This is a genomic window from Escherichia sp. KTE159, assembly GCF_000408805.1.
GTDB lineage: Bacteria > Pseudomonadota > Gammaproteobacteria > Enterobacterales > Enterobacteriaceae > Escherichia > Escherichia marmotae.
On sequence record NZ_KE137295.1, the window covers coordinates 97912 to 117814 of the forward strand.

Below are 19903 nucleotides of genomic sequence, written 5' to 3' on the forward strand. Positions count from 1 at the left end.
TAGATTAGAAAAATGCCAGCCAGAACAGCATGGCGTAGAGAGCAAAAAGGGCGGTATAAATAATTCCGACAAATGCCAGATTGATATTTGCCCGCTGAATAATTCGCCTTGTGATGAGAGTCACAATAAGGCTGGCAATAACGCAGAAAAACCAGCCGGGATAATAAGCGCCGATTACCGGGATCGCCGGAGATAATGAGCATCCCGAAACCATGAAGACGGGAATTATCCAGGTTGCTTTTTTGAGTTGCATCACCATGCGAGAGAAAACTGTTGGCATAATAAATACATCCTGTCTGCTGCGAACAATATCTGTAGTGAATGTCAATATCCATTGAAGGCGTCAGTATGGCTATTTTCTTGTGGAATAAAAATAGCTTTATTCAGCCACCGCATTCATAACTTATTTATTTTATGTATTAGTTAATGATTTATATTTTTGATATAAATGCTTTCGGGAGCTTAATTGCCCCCGAAAGTGAGTGGAATTAATTTGGGGTAACGATATTCACCCACAAATCAAAATTATCCAGACAGGCAATAATTTCTTCCAGTTTCACACCATTGCCAATAATTTTGGCTTTCTTCGCTTTTACCAGCTCTGCCATTTTCGCCTGTCCGGTCAGCACCGCGTGCAGATCTTCACGGCTGATGTAGAAAGCGGCGTTGGCTTCAGGCTGCAGCGTTTTACGGTAGTTAAGCACGCTATCGTTCAGCGTCAGGTTGAGGTTATCGCCGTTACTCATATTGAAGTTCAGGCTGATATTTTTGCCAGCGGCTTTTTCGCTATCGAGGCGCACGGACATAAAGTCGAACAGCATTTCGACTGACATCCCGCGAATGGTGTCCGGGGAACCGGTGGTGCCGTGGCTGAACTTATGTACTCCTTCGCGCAGCTCTTTCGCACCAGTCAGGTAGAAACCGCGCCAGGTGGCGGACTCGGCCTGATAACCAAGCTGTTCAAAGTTTTTGGCTTGCAGATTTTTCGCTACCTGGTCACCCGGATTGGCGGCAATCACCTGTTTCAGTAATTCTGCCGACCAGCGGTAATCCCCTTGCTTATTCGCTTCCTGTGCCAGGTTGATCACGCGCGCGGAACCGCCCAGCGCCTGTACATAACGCTTGCCCATCTCCACCTGACCATATGGATGCAGGTTAGCCGGATTGCCATCGTAGTAGCCAAGATAGAAGTTATACACCGCGCGGGCGTTATGGCTAACAGAGCCATAGTAGCCGCGGCTGGCCCAGTTGTTGGCAAGTGCTGGCGGCAACTTAATCATGTCTCCGATTTCATTCATGGTGTAGCCCTGGTTTGCCAGGTGCAGGGTCTGATCGTGAATGTACTTGATGGTATCGCGATATTTACCAATATAATCATTGATATGCTTATTGCCCCAGACTGGCCAGGTGTGTGGCATAAACAGTACTTCCGCTTCGTTACCCCACATATCCAGCGTTTCGTTCAGGTACTCGGTCCACTTGCTGGTGTCGCGGGTTTTCGCGCCGCGCAGGGTGTAGAAGTTGTGCAGGGTGTGAGTGGCGTTCTCGGCGGTGCACAGCGCTTTCAGGGCCGGAATATAGAAATGCATTTCCGCGGGTGCTTCGCTGCCTGGGGTCATCAGGAAGTCAAACTCCAGACCATCGATAATCATCTTCTCGCCAGTTCTGACAATTGTTTTGGTTGGCGCAATAATGCTCGGGTCGCCGGTCGCCAGCGTGACACCGAGGCCATTACCCACGTTGCCCTGTGCGTTGTGCGGCAGTAACAGGCCGTAAGAGTAAAGGGCTCGGCGGCTCATGATGTTACCCGCCAGCACGTTTTCGCTGATAGCTTCGTCCATAAAGCCTGCCGGAGCGATTACCTGAACTTTCCCTGATTTAACATCAGCTTCAGTGATAATGCCTTTCACTCCGCCATAATGGTCGGCGTGGCTGTGGGTGTAGATAACGGCAACAATTGGTTTTTGCGGACGATGCTGGAAGTAAAGGTCAAGTGCGGCTTTCGCGGCTGGCGGCGTCACCAGTGGGTCGATAACAATAATCCCTTTCTCGCCTTCAACGAACGTAATGTTAGAGATGTCCTGACCGCGCACTTGATACATTTTATCGGTGACTTTAAACAGGCCAGAAATGCCGTTGATCTGCGACTGACGCCACAGACTGGGATTTACGGTTTCCGGTGCGGCGGCATTAATATCAAATTTGTAATCATCTGCCCGATAATAAACTTTTCCGTTAGCATCACGCAGAATACCTTCATCCAGTAGCGGGGCGATAAATCCACGCTGGGCATCGTCAAAATCCTGACGATCGCTAAACGGCAATGATTTGGCGTAGTTCTGGTTAATTTGCTGAGTATATTGGCTGGCAGCCTGAGCTTCTTCCTTCGCGTAAGCGGTATTTACCATCATGCCGCTGGCGGCGGTTAATGCAATAACAATCCTGCTCAAACGGAATAACCGTGAGTTATTCATATAAATCTCCATTTATCATTTGTGTCGTAAATATATGACCCATACAAAATACGTCATTTGAAACTGGCGTTATCATAATTGGGAAGCTTCGACTTTAATAAGAGTAAGTGTGAGCAGAACACGCTATTTTATTAGGCATTAGTGCTGAAGAAGGAAGACAGCGATAGTTTTATTTTTTCTATAAATAATACGAAACGGTTTATTCTTTAATTATATATATTAACGGTAATATCGTTAGCATAGCGGGATTTTGATTTGTGGTACAGGTGTCGGCATTTCGATAGCGGCGAACAAGTTTGCCGGAGTTCGTGCGGTCGTCTGTAGCGAACCTTATTCCGCGCAACTCTCGCGGCAACATAACGACACCAACGTGCTGGCTTTTGGTTCACGAGTGGTTGGCCTCGAACTGGCGAAAATGATTGTGGATGCATGGCTGGGGGCGCAGTACGAAGGCGGTCGTCATCAACAGCGTGTGGAGGCGATTATGGCAATAGAGCAGCGGAGGAATTGAGATTCATCCACTGTTTGCATGGATGAGTAATGACTAATGTGGATAGAGTCTCTTTCTGAGGTTAGTTAATGAAACGCTATCCGCTGTTATTTTTATTTACCCTGCTCACGCTGACCGCTGTTCCGGCTCATGCCGATATTATCGATGACACCATTGGCAATATTCAGCAGGCGATTAACGACGCTTATAAGCCTGACCGTGGACGCGATTATGAAGATTCGCGTGATGACGGTTGGCAGCGTGAAGTGAGCGACGATCGTCGCAGACAATATGATGATCGCCACCGCCAGTTTGAAGATCGCCGCAGGCAACTGGATGATCGCCAGCGCCAGCTTGATCAGGAGCGTCGGCAACTGGAAGATGAAGAACGGAGAATGGAAGATGAATATGGGCGTTAGTCGGATCGTTTTTGCCTGATTGCTGGTTAACCCCGGTTCCAGTTTATCCGCAACGATCGCCTTCAGAAGCGTAACTCACTCCTCGACTCTGTGTATAACAAAGTCACTTGTGACAATAACGTCTGCTCACATCGCGGGAGGACGAGCCTCCCGGTGGGGCTTATTTTGTGGGCTGTTGTTTAACAACATTAATCATCCACGGCACTCCATATTTATCGGTGACTTTGCCGAAGCCATGCGCCCAGAAGGTTTCCTGCCAGTCCATTTCGATTTTTCCATTGGCGGCAAGGTTGTCAAACCAGCGTTTCCCTTCTTCGACCTGTTGCGAATCGAGCACCAGCGTAAAGCCGGAGTAGCTGGCTTTTCCTGACGGTATGGCATCGCTCATCATGATATCGCTACCGGCAATGCGCACGTTAGCATGGGCGATGGCAGTATCGGGGAATTGCATTCCTGATGGGCAGCCTTCGGCGCTTTCCTGTGCGGGTTTCGGCATTTCTCCGAAGCTGATTTTATACAGCAGTTCCGCGTCCAACGTGCGTTGATAATAGGCTATTGCGTCGGCACAGTTACCGGCAAAAGAGATGTAGGGACTTAACGGCATGATGGTGACCTCAGTGAAGAGAAGTCAGTTAAGTGTAGTTTGAATTTTGTACAGATGAAGAGTAGGCCTGATAAGACGCGGTAAGCGTCGCATCAGGCATTGGCATAGTTGCCGGATGGTGTGGGAATTTGTAGGCCTGATAAGATGCGGCGAGCGTCGCATCAGGCATTTGGCACCATTGCCGGATGCGGCGTAAACGCCTTATCCGGCCTACGGATAGCGCGGGAATTCCCCGGCCTGATACGATGTGCAAGCGTCGCATCAGGCATTGGCACCGTTGCCGGATGGTGTGGGAATTTGTAGGCCTGATAAGACGCGGCAAGCGTCGCATCAGGCATTTGGCACCATTGCCGGATGCGGTGTAAACGCCTTATCCGGCCTACGGATAGCGCGGGAATTCCCCGGCCTGATACGATGTGCAAGCGTCGCATCAGGCATTGGCACCGTTGCCGGATGCTTCGCACCCGGCAATCGAAATCAGTTCTTTTTCACAAACTCAGATTTCAGTTTCATCGGGCCAAAACCATCGATTTTGCAATCGATGTTATGGTCACCTTCAACCAGGCGGATGTTTTTCACTTTGGTGCCGATCTTCAGCATCGAAGAGCTACCTTTTACCTTCAGGTCTTTAATGATGGTAACGCTGTCGCCGTCAGCCAGCAGGTTGCCGTTAGCATCTTTAACGATCAGCTCGTCGCTTTCCTGTGCAGGTTCAGCGTCGTTCCATTCGTAGGCGCATTCCGGGCAGATGTACATGCCGTTATCTTCGTAAGTGTATTCGGAGTTGCATTTCGGGCAGTTTGGTAATGACATGTGGATTTCCTCAAAGTCAGCAGGGCAAAAGCGCCAAAAAACGGCAGATTGCCGAAAAAGGCCGCAATTATACACAAAATCCCTGAGTTTGTCGGGGGTACTGCTGATTTTAGACGACAAACGTTTTCATTTGAAAGACAACGCAAAAAGAAAATAATCTTTTTGCCTCCATTTATTATTTAAGTTAAGGTTAACTCTCTTCTTGTTCTTTTTTTAATTCAATTATTATTTCTATCTTTCTGACATTTTAAATGTATCGGAAGAGGCTTATTCATTCGGATAAAAAGACTATATTAATTATAAGAGTTATTTACTGCTGTAATTATAAAATCCGAAAGCAGAACTAAAAAACAATCTGGCTAAATAAAAGTAATAAAATTTGCTTTAAGGAAGAATTTTCCATGTACACACAGACAATATATGAGTTAAGTCAGGAGGCTGAACGCCTGTTACAGCTTTCCCGACAACAGTTGCAGTTACTGGAAAAAATGCCTCTCTCTGTACCCGGAGAAGATACACCACCACTGACTTTGCCCTGGGGGCAGCATAATATCGACGAGCGTCATGCCATGTTGAGTAATGAGCTGCGTAAAATCTCCCGTCTGGAAATGGTGCTGGCGATTGTTGGCACCATGAAAGCAGGGAAATCAACCACCATTAACGCTATTGTTGGCACTGAAGTTCTTCCTAATCGCAACCGTCCTATGACTGCGCTACCGACGCTTATTCGCCATGCTCCGGGGCAAAAAGAACCGGTGTTGCATTTTTCGCATGTCGCGCCAATCGACCGTTTAATCCAACAATTACAACAGCGCTTGCGTGATTTCGATATTAAACATCTGACCGATCTGCTGGAAATAGATAAAGATATGCGCGCACTTATGCAGCGGATCGAAAATGGCATCGCTTTCGAAAAATATTATCTTGGTGCCCAGCCTATTTTTCATTGCCTGAAAAGTTTGAATGATTTGGTGCGTCTGGCGAAGGCGCTGGACGTCGATTTTCCCTTTTCTGCTTATGCCGCCATTGAGCATATTCCAGTGATTGAAGTGGAGTTTGTCCATCTGGCGGGGCTGGAGAGTTATCCCGGGCAGTTAACGTTACTGGATACTCCCGGGCCAAATGAAGCCGGGCAACCGCATCTGCAAGAAATGCTTAACGAGCAACTGGCGCGCGCCTCCGCAGTGCTGGCGGTACTGGATTATACGCAACTGAAGTCAATCTCCGATGAGGAGGTTCGTGAGGCGGTTTTAGCGGTGGGGAAATCAGTACCGCTGTATGTACTGGTCAATAAGTTCGATCAGCAGGATCGGAACAGTGACGATGCCGAACAGGTGAGGGCGCTGATTTCCGGGACGCTGATGAAAGGTTGCGTTACGCCTGGGCAGATATTTCCGGTGTCGTCGATGTGGGGCTATCTGGCGAATCGGGCACGCCATGAGTTAGTCAACAACGGTAAATTACCAGCACCGGAGCAACAACGCTGGGTGGAGGATTTTGCCCATGCGGCGCTGGGCAGGCGCTGGTGTAACGCCGATCTGGCGGATATCGACCATATTCGTCATGCTGCCGATCAACTGTGGGACGATTCGCTATTCGCCCAACCGGTTCAGGCGTTACTCCATGCCGCCTACGCTAACGCGTCGTTATATGCTCTGCGATCTGCATCGCATAAGTTGTTGAATTACGCCCTGCAGGCGCGGGAATATCTGGATTTTCGCGCACACGGGCTGAACGTCGCCTGCGAACAATTGCGGCAAAATATCCGCCAGGTTGAAGAAAATATGCAGCTATTGCAGCTCAATCAGGTACAGGTGAGTGGCGAGATTAAACATGAAATCAAGGTGGCCCTGACGTCAGCCACCGACTTTCTGTGTCAGCAGCAAAATGAGGTGAATGCCCAGTTAGCTGCGCTGTTTCAACATGATTCGTGGCCGTTAAGTGAGATCCGCACCCGCTGCGAGACGTTGTTACAGACGGCACAAACCAAAATCAGCCGTGACTTCACGCTGCGTTTTACTGAACTGGAATCAACCCTTTGCCGGGTGTTAACCGATGTTATTCGTCCCATTGAGCAACGGGTTAAAACGGAATTGAGTGAGTCCGGGTTTCGTCCTGGATTTCATTTTCCTGCTTTTCACAGCGCAGCTCCCCACTTCAATACTCGTCAGTTGTTCAGCAATGCAATATCTCGCCAGGAAAAAACGGATGAGCAGATCACCCGTTTTGGCATTGTGCGTGAGACTTTCTCGCGCTGGCTGAATCAGCCCGACTGGGGGCGGAGTAGTGAGAAATCTCCGCCGGAGGCTATTGATTACAGCGCGCTACAACGAATGTTAACCGCGGAAGTCGACCTTTATTGCCAACAAATGGCTAAAGCTTTGGCGGTTCAGGTCGATGATTCTGTCACGGCAGACATGAGCACTTTTTTTGCTGATTTCGCTTTATGCTTGACGGAATTACAGACGCGTTTACGCGAAAGCCTGGCTCTGCGTCAACAAAATGAATCTGTAGTTAAGATGATGCAGCAGCAATTGCAGCAGACTGTGATGACTCACGGCTGGATTTATACGGACTCTCAGTTGTTACGCGATGATATTCAAACACTTTTCACGGCAGAACGATATTGACTAAGACGTTACTGGACGGCCCCGGTCGCGTGCTGGAGTCGGTTTATCCCCGCTTTTTAGTGGATCTGGCGCAGGGCAATGACGCCCGCTATCCACAAGCCCATCAGCAGCAGTTTCGCGAACGGCTGATGCTGGAGATCCTTGCTCGCACACAGCTTCAGACGTGGGCGAACGCAGGAATGTTAAATGCGCCGCTTAGCCTGCGCCTGACATTGGTGGAAAAACTGGCGGCGATGCTTGATCCCGCTCATCTGGCGCTGACGCAGGTCGCGCAACATCTGGCACTTTTGCAAAAAATGGATCACCGCCCACAATCTGCTTTCCCGAAACTTCCGCAGCAAATTGCCGCGTTGTATGGGTGGTTTTCCAGCCGTTGTTGCTGGAAGGAAAAAGCGTTAATGCAACGAGGATTACTGGTGCAGGCGGGCGAGCAGAGCGCGCAAGTTTTTACCCGCTGGCGTGCTGGTGCGTATAACGCCTGGTCGTTGCCTGGGCGTTGTTTCATTGTTCTGGAAGAGTTGCGCTGGGGGGCGTTTGGTGATGCCTGCCGTCTGGGAAGCCCGCAAGCGGCGGTGTTGTTGCTTGACGATTTGCGCGTGAAAGCGACGCAATATCTGGCCGAAAGTATCAACGCAGCACCGACTACTCGTCATTATTACCCTCAGTGGTTTACCTCTCCCACTACCCCGACTGGCGGAGATTATGCTGACTTTTTAAGCTGGCTGGGCAAGTGGTCCGATGCCGATAAACAGCCCGTTTGCTGGTCAGTAACCCAACGCTGGCAAACTGTCGCGCTGGGGATGCCACGGCTCTGCTCAGCACAGCGTCTGGCGGGGGCGATGGTAGAGGAAATCTTCACTGTAAATTAAGTGTAAATAATCGGTTACACCAATGAGTGTTAAACGAAATCCATGTGTGAAGTTGATCACAAATTTAAACGCTGGTAGGGTAAAAAGGTCATTAACTGCCCAATTCAGGCGTCAACAGGTTTGGTTGTACAGTTCTTAATCAGAACGTGTAAATAAACCCGCTACGCTTGTTACAGAGATTGCACCCTGCAATTCCCGCTCCCCTTTTGCGGGCGCCACGTCGATTTGCCTGACGTGTGCGGAAATGGGCTTACTCTGCGAGGAAAGCTATGCTGAAAAGGAAAAAAGTAAAACCGATAACCCTTCGTGATGTCACTATTATTGATGACGGTAAACTGCGAAAAGCCATTACTGCAGCATCGCTGGGTAATGCAATGGAATGGTTTGATTTTGGTGTTTATGGTTTTGTTGCTTACGCATTAGGTAAAGTCTTTTTCCCTGGGGCTGATCCCAGCGTGCAGATGGTTGCTGCACTTGCCACCTTCTCCGTTCCCTTTCTGATTCGACCGCTTGGCGGGCTCTTCTTTGGTATGTTGGGCGATAAATATGGTCGCCAGAAGATCCTCGCTATCACCATTGTGATTATGTCGATCAGTACATTCTGTATTGGATTGATACCGTCCTATGCCTCGATTGGTATTTGGGCACCGGTTCTGCTGTTGATTTGTAAGATGGCGCAAGGTTTCTCGGTCGGCGGCGAATATACCGGAGCATCGATATTTGTTGCGGAATACTCTCCTGACCGCAAACGTGGCTTTATGGGTAGCTGGCTGGATTTCGGTTCTATTGCCGGGTTTGTTCTGGGCGCGGGTGTGGTGGTGTTAATTTCTACCATCGTCGGTGAAGAGAACTTCCTCGACTGGGGCTGGCGTATTCCGTTCTTTATCGCTCTGCCGTTAGGGATTATCGGACTTTATCTACGTCATGCTTTAGAAGAGACACCAGCGTTCCAGCAACATGTTGAGAAACTGGAACAGGGCGACCGCGAAGGTTTGCAGGATGGCCCGAAAATCTCGTTTAAAGAGATTGCCACGAAGCACTGGCGCAGCCTGTTGACGTGTATTGGTCTGGTGATAGCCACTAACGTGACTTACTACATGCTGCTGACCTATATGCCAAGTTATTTGTCGCATAACCTGCATTACTCCGAAGATCACGGGGTGCTGATTATTATCGCCATTATGATCGGGATGTTGTTTGTGCAGCCGGTAATGGGCCTGCTGAGTGACCGTTTTGGCCGTCGCCCGTTTGTGATCCTCGGTAGTGTTGCGCTGTTTGCACTGGCGATCCCGGCGTTTATTCTGATTAACAGTAATATCATCGGTCTGATTTTTGCCGGACTGTTGATGCTGGCAGTGATCCTCAACTGTTTTACGGGCGTTATGGCCTCAACGCTGCCAGCGATGTTCCCGACGCATATCCGTTACAGCGCGCTGGCGGCGGCATTTAATATTTCGGTGCTGATTGCCGGTCTGACGCCAACGCTGGCGGCATGGTTGGTAGAAAGTTCGCAGGATCTGATGATGCCAGCGTATTACCTGATGGTAGTGGCGGTGATTGGTTTGATTACCGGCGTGACCATGAAAGAGACGGCGAATCGTCCGTTGAAAGGCGCGACACCGGCGGCGTCAGATTTGCAGGAAGCGAAGGAAATTCTCGTTGAGCATTACGATAATATCGAGCAAAAAATCGAAGATATTGACCACGAGATTGCCGATTTGCAGGCGAAACGCACTCGCCTGGTACAGCAACATCCGCGAATTGATGAGTAACCTGAAACGGATTACCTGATGCGACGCTGTCGCGTCTTATCAGGCCCCCAATCGGTCTGACCCGACTCTTAAGGTTCACTTAATCTCTGGCGTGCATACTCTCCTCCAGTTCAATGGAGGAGAGTGCAATGAAAAACCGTATTTATGAAAGTTTAACTACCGTGTTTAGCGTGCTGGTAGTAAGCAGCTTTCTTTATATTTGGTTTGCCACGTATTGATCTTTCTTCAGCCGTATCCAGGCGCGCGTGCCGGAAGTCTCTTCCCGGTTTTGCAGGAAAAACTGCCCGTGATGCAACTGCGTGATGCGGCTGACAATACTTAATCCCAGACCAATTCCGCCATAACGGCTGTCCATCCGTACAAACGCTTTGCTCAACTCTCCGCATTTACTCTCATCAATACCAGGCCCTTCATCTTCAACTGCCATTACCGCACCGCCATCTTCTTGCAGTTTAATCATAATGTTGCTGCCTTCGGGACTATAGCGATGGGCGTTTTCTACCAGGTTACGCAACAACATGCGTAGTAGAGTGGCGTCGCCCTGGACAGTGATGTCGGCGGCGCTTTCTGGCAACAGCAAGGTTTGCTGACGCTGGTCGAGCATGGTGCTGAGTTCGTCATAGGAGGGCAGGATCACATCATCCAGCAACTTTACATGCTGGTAATTACCCGAAGAGAATGACTGTCCGGCGCGCGCCAGTTGTAACAACTGGGAGACGCTGGCCATCATCTGATCGAGCCGCGCGACTAACGGCGCTACGTCAATGTTGTGCGTTTTCGCCATTAACTCCAGATGCAAACGTACCCCTGCCAGCGGCGTTCGTAGTTCGTGAGCGACGTCAGCGGTAAACAGCCGTTCGTTATCCAGCGTGCTGGTCAGGCGACTGACCAGATCGTTCAATGCAGAAACTACCGCTTCGATTTCGAGGGTGGCACTGTGAATAGCAATAGGTGTCAGGTTGTCGGCGGTACGCGCTTCCAGCTCTTTTTGCAGCTCCGCCAGTGGGCGGGTGATGCGAAGTACCGCCTGATAGCAGATAAACAGCGTCAGACTGACCATAAACACGCCAGGAACAATCAGACTGGCGACCGCCTCACGGATTTCACGCATGATGTGGCGATCGTTGTTGCGATTGTCGCGCAGCGCCTGCTCAAATAGCTGAATCTGCTCGGTGCTTTCATGCCATAGCCAGAAAACGCTGATCAGCTCAAACACCAGCAGAATTGCCCCAATGGTTAATATCAGCCGTTGACGCAGCGATATTGGTCGACGCAGAAAACGCATCAGGTTCAATTAGTTTTCCTCATTAGCGACCAGCATATAGCCAAAGCCGCGCACGGTGCGGATACGGGCTTTGCCCACTTTGTCGCGCAAGTTATGGATATGCACTTCCAGGGTATTCGTTGAGGGTTCGTTGTCCCAGTTGTAAATGTCGTTGTAGAGAATTTCCCGATGCACCGGACTACCCGCCTTGAGCATCAGGCGCGACAGCAGGGCATATTCTTTTGGTGTCAGGATCAGCTCTTCACCGCCCATCCATACCTGACGGCGACCCATATTCAGCATCAGGTTGCCAACCTTCAGCTCGCTTTCGCCCTGATTATTATGGCGTCGCAGCAGGGCGCGGATGCGGGCGTGCAACTCTTCCAGCGCGAAAGGCTTCACCAGATAGTCGTCGGCACCGACATCCAGCCCGGCGATTTTGTCGGTAAGCGTGTCGCGGGCGGTGAGGATCAGTACCGGCAGGGTGTATTTTTTCTGCCGGATACGAGCGAGAAAATGCAGTCCATCTTCGTCGGGTAAACCTAAATCCAGCACCACCAGGCTGTAATGACCGGCTTCCAGGCTTTGTTCCGCCATCCGCGCGGTCGTGACGCCATCACACGCGTAGCCTTCAGTTTGTGCCGCCAGAATCAATCCCTGCAATAACAGTGTATCGTCTTCAACAATTAGAATTTTCATTCAGTCGTTCTCCTGCATGCCTGCAGAATATCATCCGCGGCTTGATAATACTTCGTCTCGACGCCGGTTAATCCCAACAGGGTTGAGAATAAATTGTCCTGTGAATAGTGCTGCGTTTGTGCTTGTTTTTGCAGGCAGCTTTGATCAACCTGATACCGTTTTTGATAATCCTCCGACAACCACAGCAGCATCGGAACCTGCTTTTGGCTATCCGGGGCGATGCTATAAGGCAAGCCGTGTAGATAGATGCCATTTTCACCTAACGATTCACCGTGGTCAGAAAGATAAATCAGGCTGGTGGTAAATTTATCCTGATGTTCTTTCAGCAGATTAATCGCTTTATCAACAATATAGTCGACGTAGAGCAACGTATTGTCGTAAGTATTGACCAGTTGCTCTTTGGAACAGGTCTGGATCTCGTTGGTGTCGCAGGTGGGAGTAAATTTCCTGAACTGCGGTGGATAGCGGTTGTAATAGGTCGGGCCGTGGCTGCCGATGGTGTGTAAGACAATCACCCCATCGCCTTGCAGATTATTGATGTACTCCTCCAGCCCGTGGAACAGCACTTCGTCATAGCATTCGCCGTTGATGCACTGACCGGGTAAGTTCAGGGCAGTGACGTTCTGATGAGGCACGCGGTCACATGCGCCTTTGCAGCCGCCATCGTTGTCATTCCATAGTACGTTGATGCCTGCCCGCTGAATGATATCCAGCACGCCTTCCTGGTGTTGTGCCAGCTCTTCTTTGTAATGCTCGCGCGGCATATCTGAGAACATGCACGGTACGGAGACAGCCGTTGCTGTGCCGCAAGACGCAGTATTAGGAAAATAGATCACGTTATCTTTCGCCAGTCGCGGGTTGGTTTCACGCGGGTAGCCATTGAGTGAGAAATTCTCCGCCCGCGAGGTTTCCCCGACGATCAAAATGGTCAGGTTTTTCCGGTTTCCTTTTTGCATTAACGGGTTGCGGTGTGCGTCCTCACCAATGCGTACCAGTGGCAGATTTGCCAGTCGCTGGTGGGAATACCATGACCAACTGGCAACAATGCTGTTGGAGGGGCTTAAAGATTTCACCAGCTCTTTGTTGTTGCGAAACAGCGAGGCGTAGTCTTTATAAAAAAGCACGGCAACCAGCACAATCAGCAGTACAGATATCAGGATACTGGCTCCACGGAAAAGAACACTGCGCAGGCGCGAGGCAGCAGGTTTGATTTTTATCCAGCAGGCAATCAGCGCAGCAAGTACGCCGCTTAACCCTAGCGTTAGTAACATGCGTGGCGTCATCAACGCATAACTTTCCGCCGGTGTGGTATCAATGATATTGGCAATCATCGAACGGTCGATGACGATGCCATAAGTCATGATGAAATATTGCGCAGATGCGCCAACGAGAATAAACAGACAGGCTAGTGGTCGATTAAGCCATAAGAAAGAGCCTAGTGTCAGAACAATATTAATCACGCTGAACGCGACGACTGGCATCGACAAGAAAACCAGCACGTTATGCAGCGAATCCAGCGGTAACGCCTGTAACACCTGTTTAAAAAAGGCAATGTTCAGGCAGATAGCAATATAAAAAGAGGCCAGCAATAGCCAGGCGAGTAAATTCAAAGAGGGTCTTTTTAAAAGGCGCTTTAACATCACGGTGTTTCCATCGAACAAAGTGCGCATATGCTCGCAAAGCAAAGTTAAGCCAACCTTAAGTTCTTAAGGTTGGCTTTTATGTTTGCTGGATTAAGGAGGCTTAATCTTTGCTAATGGGTGGATCTAAAGGATACGGGTTTTTATGCAGCCGGTTGTAGTTCAGCGTGTACATAGCGGTGATCACCATCAGAGTGACAAATGACCACATGACTTCTTGTGCACCAGAACCAACCACCGCCCAGATGCAATAAAGGAAGGCGATAGTTGTGATGACCAGATACGCCGGACGCGCTTTGCCAAAGTGACCGTGGCCTAAAAGCAGTAAAGCTGCACAGGTATAAAGATAAGGCACCAGGGTAAAGATAACCGATACGGAAGAGACCAGACCGAACTCTTTGGTTGCGTTTGGTGAGATGCTGCTGAACTGGAAGATAGTCATCAGGATACCAACGATAATCAACCCGGCTACCGGTGTGCCTGCTTTGTTGACGCGGGCAAAAATCGGTGGGAACAAACCGTCATCGGCAGCGGCTTTCGCCGTTTGTCCAGCCAGTAACGTCCAGCCGCCGAGCGAACCCAGGCAACCAGCCGCCGCACAGAAGGAGACAATGGCTCCTGCGGTATCACCCAGCGCCATCCGTGCAGCATCACCGAATGGCGAGGCGGAAACGCGCAGTGCGGCATTCGGGATCATCCCCATAATTGCCGTGGTCGAGAGCACATAGCAGACGGCAGCAATCAGTACCCCACCAATGGTGGCAATAGGGACGTTGCGTTTCGGGTTTTTCACTACACCCGCTGCAACAGAAGCACTTTCTACCCCGATAAATGACCACAGCGTTACGTTTAAGGTGCTTTGAATTGCGCCGAAAGTGCCCAGACCGCTAACGTTCCAGGCCGCCATATAGGTTTCTCCGTGGAACCAGAACCAGCCGAATACGGCAATCCCGACGATGGGGATCAGCGCCAGTACAGTGGCGATGGCCTGCACGCGGGTAATCATTTTCGGCCCGACGATATTAAGCAGAACGAAGATCCACAGCACCACAACACAGGTGATAGTTAATACCAGCGGATCTTTCAGTACCGGGAAGAAATAGCTCAGGTAGCCGACGCCAATGACCACCATAGCAATATTGCCGATCCAGCAGGCCAGCCAGTAGAGAACGTTAGTTTGATACCCGAGGAAAGGACCAAAACAGCGGCGCGCGTAGGCATATGAACCGCCAGGGCTGGGATCGAGGAACGACATTTTGGCGTAAACCATCGATAAAGCCAAAGCGCCGATAATTGTCACCAGCCAACCATATATAGCAATCCCCCCCGTCGAGGCCAGATTTGCAGGTAACAGAAAAACACCTGACCCCATAATATTCCCCGACACCATTAGGGTGACGGGGATTAAGCCCACTTTGTGAGCATCAGCATCCGAAGACATAATAAAACTCCTGCGAAGGCGAGCTTCGTGACAATAAATTACGTCATATCATACGCCTGCATTCGCGCGTTGAATTATCGTCGGCTGGCTTATCGCTGATGCTGTTATTAATATATCTCTTCGTTAAGGTTATAAATCAGGCGATAGAACGTTCTCTATGCTGGCTAACATAATGGAGTGGGGTCATGCCATAGAAATCTTTAAATACAGAAATAAAGTAAGACGTACTGTTGTAGCCACAGGACTGTGACACCTGTGAGATATTTTTACCATCCATCATTAATTCATTTACGGCATAACGCATCCGGCAGGTGGTTATTATTTGGCTATAACTGGTGTTTTCGCTTTTCAGCTTTTTCTTTAACAAACTTGGGCTAAGGCATAAACAACTGGCTACCATACTAAGATTCCAGTCTTTATGGATATCGCTTTCAATGATTTGATAAACGCTGTCGCTAACACAATTACGTAACATATGCATTAGCAGTGAAAGGAATTTTTTACTGTCGAGAAAACGAGATAGTACAGTGAATAATAATGCACGTGTTCGTTCCTTTTCCGACTCTGTTTCAGCGGGCATTATGCTGTGTTGCGCTGCGACGCGAAACACCTCTGGTGTCAGGCATGACAGGGAAATAAAAGGCGTGGCGCTACGCTGCCAGACCGGTATTTTCGAGAGATCTTTATTCAGAAAACGGAGATAATCTTTGATGATGTCGAGGCTAATATACGCAACCAAAGTGTTATTCAGAGAGGAGACGTCGATAATATTGTTTTCACAACTTAATAACGTTATATGGTTAGCTTTCAAACTTATAGGTTCTTTCCCATTCACTCTTAGCCAGACATCTTTTTCAGTTAATAAAACTATACAAGGTTGGTTGCTGCAAATCCTCATACATGTACTCCTGAAATGCAAAGAAAATAGTGGATCTCGCCAACATAGAGAGATACCGGGGACTGGTTATATAATTGTATGACGAATCAAAACATGCATAAAAATAACGTGTTTTGCTAATATTACAAATTTTTATAGTAATTTCTCATGTACAAAAATTTTTACAGAGTGAAGAAGTGTAAATAACAAACAAAAAAAGCGCGGGGTGGGACCGCGCAAAAAGTATGACATTTTTGTTTGCAGCAATTTTTATGAAAACGTTGCCATACTCAAAAGGCCTCAGGCCAGGCGGCGTAATGTTATTTAAACAATTACGCCTTCAGCGGAATAGTGGTTACGCTTTCACACACATTACGTGGTAAATACCGTCAATAATTTCGGTGCCTTCCGTTTCGTGTTCAAAACCAGGGAAATGATGATCCCAGGATTGCAGTGAGCGTAAATAGCTTACTTGTGGGCTGTTTTTATCGCCAAAGTTTTCACCGGAAAGCAGCATTGGGATCCCGGGCGGATATGGGATGACTGAGTTCGCCGCAATACGTCCCGGCAGGTTTTCAATGGATACCAGTTCAACGTTGTTATCGACAATTGCGTTGTATGCTTCGCGCGGAGTGATTTCTGCCACCGGCAGGCCGGAATAGGCTTCGTTCAATCGTGCGCCAGGATTGTTTTCTTTCAGCCAGGCAAACATTTTGTCGCCCAGATCGTGAATGCCCATGTTCGCATAAGTGTCAGGATATTGTTCAACAAGTTCCGGCATTACCTGAGCCAGCGGGGTGTTAGCGTCGTAGTGGCGTTTGAAGGAACAGAGGGTGTTAGCCAGCGTTCCCCATTTCCCACGGGTTACGCCCATTGAGAACAGGAACATAATCTGGAAGTCGGTGGTACGGGTGGGCACAATGCCGTGGCGACCCAGCCATGCGGTAACCAGTGCCGCCGGAACACCGGTTTCTTCCAGTTCACCGTCTTCACCCATCCCCGGAGCGAGGATGCTGACTTTAATCGGGTCAAGCATACTCCAGTTATCCGGAATATCTTTGAAGCCGTGCCAGCTTTCGCCCGGATGCATTACCCAGCAGTCCTGAACGGTGGTCAGCAGTTTGTGCGGTGCGTCGGCAAAGTCATAGGTTTTGCCGGTTTCCGGATCGGTAACCACTTCTTTATTCCACGGCTTAAAGAACCAACTACCTTCGTCAGCAAACTCTTTATACAACCGTGCCATTGCCTGGCGGAAATCGACCGCTTCGTCGATCACTTCCTGAGTCAGCGACAGGCCGCTGTTGCCGTCCATCATTGATACAGCCACATCGTTTGACGCGCAGATGGCATATAACGGGGAAGTGGTGGCATGCATCATGTATGCCTGATTAAAGCGGGAGAAGTTAATCGCGCCGCGGCCTTCACGTACATGAATATAAGACGCCTGCGACAGTGCATTCAGCAGTTTATGAGTGGAGTGAGTGGCGAAAACGGTAGGACCGCTGTGATCACCCGGCTCACCGCGCATCGCGTAGTGATCGGCATAGATCGGATTAAAACGTGCGTAACCGTACCAGGCTTCGTCGAAGTGCAGACGATCGGCGGTTTTTTCCAGCAGATCCTGCGCGTCTTTGGCGTTATAGCATACGCCGTCATAGGTGCAGTTGGTTACCACGCAGTAAGAGGGTTTTTGCCCGACTTTGTCTTTGGTCAGCGGGCTTTCGCTGATTTTCTTCTGCAAGGTTTCAGGCTGCATTTCCTGCGGATAGATTGGCCCGATAATGCCGTAGCGGTTGCGGCTTGGCACCATGTATACCGGTTTCGCGCCAGTCAGCATTAAACCTTGTTCGATGGATTTGTGGCAGTTACGGTCAACAACAACCACGTCGTTATCTGTCATGCAGGCTTGCATGATGGTGCGGTTAGACCCTGAAGTGCCGACGACGACTGACCAGGAGTGGTCGGCACCAAATACGCGCGCGGCATATTTTTCGCTTTCGCCAAATGCGCCAGTATGGTCAAGTAAAGAACCGAGGGAAGTTCGTTCGATGCCCATGTCGGTGCGGAACAGGTTTTCACCATAGTAGTCATGGTAGAAACGTCCGGCGGGGGTTTTAGTGAAGCCAACACCGCCCTGGTGACCTGGCGCGGCCCAGGAGTACTCATGGATGTCGCTATATTTCATCAGCGCGCTGAACAGTGGCGGCAATAGCTGTTGGCGGTAGCGGGACATCGCTGCGATGGCGCGTCCGGCGATAAAGTCAGCGGTATCTTCCAGAATCCAGGCGAATTCATCGACAAGCTCCAGCAGATCGCGATCCAGCGCGGCGATTGATTTTTCCCGGTCGCCTAACAGGAATACCGGCACATTTTGCTGACGCTCATGAAGCTTACCGATCAATTCTCTGACATTTTGGTGTTCGTCCGGATGCTCCATTTGATAACTGAACATCAGACAATCAATGGCTTCATTTGAAGAGAGAATGGCAAAGCCATCATCAAAGGAGGTGGATTTAATCACGGTAACATTTTGTTGGCTCAAGGCATTTGCCAGACGCTCAACGGCGCTACCGACCCAGGTGTCCTGATGTAGAAACTCGCTTTCAACAATTAATACTTTCATCATTGCTTACCCGGTTGTGAAGGAATCTTCGCTGCGGGCAAGTATCTTCCGGGCATTTCAGGCTGTAAAGTGATTGAAAAACAAGCGTTTTTAAAATTTTTATATTATAAACAAAAGTTTAAATTAATTTTTTAATTGATTTTCAATGTTTATTATCGACAGCTAAATTATTTTTTTGGCTGATACTGATATCGTTTTTAGCCGGGAAGCATCTGGCGGCGTTGTTGGCTAAGTTTTCGGTATTGTTGCGGCGACATGCCGACATATTTGCCGAACGTGCTGTAAAAACGACTACTCGAACGAAAGCCTGCCGTCAGTGCAATATCGAGAATACTTTTATCGGTATCGCTCAGTAATGCGCGAACGTGGTTGATGCGCATCGCAGTAATGTACTGTTTCATCGTCAACTGCATGACCCGCTGAAATATCCCCATTGCATAATTGGCATTAAGTTTGACGTGCTCGGCCACATCGTTGATGGTCAGCGCCTGATCATAGTTATCCGCAATAAAGCCCAGCATCTGGCTGACATAAAACTGCGCATGGCGCGAGACGCTATTTTTGTGCGTGCGCGAAGTTTTATTGACCAGAATAGGCTCCCAGCCGGAGAGGCTAAATCGCTTGAGCATCAGGCCAATTTCATCAATGGCGAGCTGGCGGATTTGCTCGTTTGGGTTGTTCAACTCCTGCTGCCAGCGGCGTACTTCAAACGGACTAAGTTGCTGTGCCACCAGTGATTTAATCACCATGCCGTGAGTCACATGGTTTATAAGGTCTTTATCCAGTGGCCAGGAGAGAAACAAATGCATTGGCAGATTAAAAATTGCCATGCTCTTGCAGGTTCCGGTATCGGTTAGCTGGTGCGGCGTACAGGCCCAGAACAGCGTGATATGGCCTTGATTGATACTTACGTGTTCATTGTTGATCAGGTATTCCACATCGCCATCGAAAGGCACATTTACCTCAACCTGACCATGCCAGTGGCTGGAGGTCATGACATGCGGCGCGCGAAATTCAATTTCCATCCGCTGATATTCCGAGTATAGCGACAGCGGGCTGCGGGTCTGCTTTTCATCACTGCTGCACATAAATGTGTCTGTATTCATCGATAGCCCTCTTTCCTGGATTATCAGAATCATGGCAGAAGTTGGCAGGGGTGACTGCGAATGACGACACAAAACGTAAAGAGAGAGGAATGGATAGGGTTTTATAAGGGCTAATTACTCTGTTTTTTAGGCAATTTATTCCCGAAAACTCAGATTTACTGCTAAGCAACCCAGGATCTGAG

17 protein-coding genes and 1 pseudogene are annotated in these 19903 nt (G+C 49.2%); 6 read left to right on the forward strand and 12 right to left on the reverse strand.

Annotated features, from left to right (window positions below; all coding sequences use genetic code 11):
* Positions 1–4: 4 nt before the first annotated feature.
* On the reverse strand, positions 5–280 hold the full coding sequence (locus A31E_RS02630; RefSeq protein ID WP_016249481.1) for a YtcA family lipoprotein: 276 nt from the start codon (positions 278–280) through the stop codon (positions 5–7).
* Positions 281–488: 208 nt separating this feature from the next.
* Positions 489–2474, reverse strand: a complete 1986-nt coding sequence (yjcS, locus tag A31E_RS02625; protein WP_016249482.1) for an alkyl sulfatase YjcS — start codon at positions 2472–2474, stop codon at positions 489–491.
* 244 nt (positions 2475–2718) lie between these two features.
* Here yjcS and rpiB point away from each other — a divergent pair.
* Positions 2719–2985 (forward strand): annotated as a pseudogene (gene rpiB / locus A31E_RS02620) (bifunctional allose-6-phosphate isomerase/ribose-5-phosphate isomerase RpiB); the annotation flags it as partial.
* A gap of 68 nt (positions 2986–3053) precedes the next feature.
* The gene (gene yjdP, locus A31E_RS02615) at positions 3054–3383 is read left to right on the forward strand and encodes a DDRRRQL repeat protein YjdP (RefSeq protein ID WP_016249484.1); all 330 of its coding nucleotides are present in this window, start codon (positions 3054–3056) and stop codon (positions 3381–3383) included.
* Positions 3384–3543: 160 nt separating this feature from the next.
* On the opposite strand, the gene yjdN is transcribed toward yjdP, so the two are convergent.
* The 3 genes from yjdN to A31E_RS02605 all read right to left on the reverse strand — a co-directional run bounded on the left by yjdN (position 3544) and on the right by A31E_RS02605 (position 4800).
* Positions 3544–3987 carry a VOC family metalloprotein YjdN gene (gene yjdN, locus A31E_RS02610; RefSeq protein WP_001131293.1) on the reverse strand — a complete coding sequence of 148 codons (444 nt, stop codon included), beginning with the start codon at positions 3985–3987 and terminating at the stop codon, positions 3544–3546.
* 161 nt (positions 3988–4148) lie between these two features.
* Positions 4149–4325, reverse strand: a complete 177-nt coding sequence (locus A31E_RS26815) for a hypothetical protein (RefSeq protein WP_157942462.1) — start codon at positions 4323–4325, stop codon at positions 4149–4151.
* Between the two features lie 139 nt (positions 4326–4464).
* A complete protein-coding gene (locus tag A31E_RS02605) occupies positions 4465–4800 on the reverse strand; it encodes a zinc ribbon domain-containing protein YjdM (protein ID WP_000056775.1) in 336 nt (111 codons plus the stop codon).
* A gap of 401 nt (positions 4801–5201) precedes the next feature.
* On the opposite strand from A31E_RS02605, the gene crfC reads away from it, so the two are divergent.
* From crfC to pmrR, 4 genes are all read left to right on the forward strand, one after another.
* Positions 5202–7430: a clamp-binding protein CrfC gene (crfC, locus tag A31E_RS02600; protein ID WP_001517594.1), complete on the forward strand. Its 2229-nt coding sequence runs from the start codon at positions 5202–5204 to the stop codon at positions 7428–7430.
* The gene (locus A31E_RS02595; protein WP_016249485.1) at positions 7427–8299 is read left to right on the forward strand and encodes a diguanylate cyclase regulator RdcB family protein; all 873 of its coding nucleotides are present in this window, start codon (positions 7427–7429) and stop codon (positions 8297–8299) included. The genes crfC and A31E_RS02595 overlap by 4 nt, the downstream gene beginning before the upstream one ends.
* 269 nt (positions 8300–8568) lie before the next feature.
* Positions 8569–10071, forward strand: coding sequence for a glycine betaine/L-proline transporter ProP (gene proP / locus A31E_RS02590; protein ID WP_001517596.1), 1503 nt, complete (start codon positions 8569–8571; stop codon positions 10069–10071).
* 128 nt (positions 10072–10199) lie between these two features.
* Entirely contained in the window at positions 10200–10289 is a 90-nt protein-coding gene (pmrR, locus tag A31E_RS24885; protein ID WP_001517597.1) for an LpxT activity modulator PmrR, read from the forward strand.
* Here the strand turns inward: pmrR and pmrB are convergent.
* The 7 genes from pmrB to melR all read right to left on the reverse strand — a co-directional run bounded on the left by pmrB (position 10265) and on the right by melR (position 19721).
* Positions 10265–11365: a two-component system sensor histidine kinase PmrB gene (gene pmrB / locus A31E_RS02585; protein ID WP_001052120.1), complete on the reverse strand. Its 1101-nt coding sequence runs from the start codon at positions 11363–11365 to the stop codon at positions 10265–10267. The two genes, pmrR and pmrB, sit on opposite strands and share 25 nt — an antisense overlap.
* Positions 11366–12034, reverse strand: coding sequence for a two-component system response regulator BasR (basR, locus tag A31E_RS02580; RefSeq protein ID WP_016249486.1), 669 nt, complete (start codon positions 12032–12034; stop codon positions 11366–11368). It abuts the gene before it with no gap.
* Positions 12031–13674, reverse strand: coding sequence for a phosphoethanolamine transferase EptA (gene eptA, locus A31E_RS02575; RefSeq protein ID WP_001517598.1), 1644 nt, complete (start codon positions 13672–13674; stop codon positions 12031–12033). The genes basR and eptA overlap by 4 nt, the downstream gene beginning before the upstream one ends.
* Positions 13675–13777: 103 nt before the next feature.
* On the reverse strand, positions 13778–15115 hold the full coding sequence (adiC, locus tag A31E_RS02570) for an arginine/agmatine antiporter (protein ID WP_000093135.1): 1338 nt from the start codon (positions 15113–15115) through the stop codon (positions 13778–13780).
* A 136-nt stretch (positions 15116–15251) separates the two neighbouring features.
* Positions 15252–16013 carry an AraC family transcriptional regulator gene (locus A31E_RS02565; protein ID WP_001217088.1) on the reverse strand — a complete coding sequence of 254 codons (762 nt, stop codon included), beginning with the start codon at positions 16011–16013 and terminating at the stop codon, positions 15252–15254.
* A 334-nt stretch (positions 16014–16347) separates the two neighbouring features.
* Positions 16348–18615 carry an arginine decarboxylase gene (gene adiA, locus A31E_RS02560; protein ID WP_077633379.1) on the reverse strand — a complete coding sequence of 756 codons (2268 nt, stop codon included), beginning with the start codon at positions 18613–18615 and terminating at the stop codon, positions 16348–16350.
* Positions 18616–18812: 197 nt separating this feature from the next.
* Positions 18813–19721: a transcriptional regulator MelR gene (gene melR, locus A31E_RS02555; RefSeq protein ID WP_016249487.1), complete on the reverse strand. Its 909-nt coding sequence runs from the start codon at positions 19719–19721 to the stop codon at positions 18813–18815.
* Between the last annotated feature and the right edge of the window lie 182 nt (positions 19722–19903).